Annotated in this window: 1 pseudogene; it reads right to left on the reverse strand. The window is 66.5% G+C overall.

Going from position 1 to position 269, the window contains the following annotated elements:
* Positions 1 to 235 (reverse strand): annotated as a pseudogene (locus Q7C33_RS29000) (Ig-like domain-containing protein); the annotation flags it as partial.
* Between the last annotated feature and the right edge of the window lie 34 nt (positions 236 to 269).

Consider the following 269-nt stretch of genomic DNA (forward strand, 5'->3'; position numbering starts at 1 on the left):
TGGTCGTCGTGCCGTTGGCCACAATGCTGGTCGGAGTCGCTACCAGCGAGGTCACGTCGGCCGTCGCACTGTTCGGCGTCAGGGTCACTGCTGCAGTTGCAGATCCAGCCACGGCCGAAGCCGTCACTGTCGCCGAACCGGACACCGTCCCTTTCAGCGTCACCGTGGCCTGGCCACTGGCGTTGGTCGTGCTCGATGCTGCAGACAAGCTGCCCAGCGACGTCGACCAGGTCACCGCAACGCCGGCGCCCAGGGTGTTGCCGTTGGCA

It is taken from the genome of Pseudomonas sp. BP11-1-1 (assembly GCF_052112105.1).
GTDB classification, from domain to species: domain Bacteria; phylum Pseudomonadota; class Gammaproteobacteria; order Pseudomonadales; family Pseudomonadaceae; genus Aquipseudomonas; species Aquipseudomonas alvandae.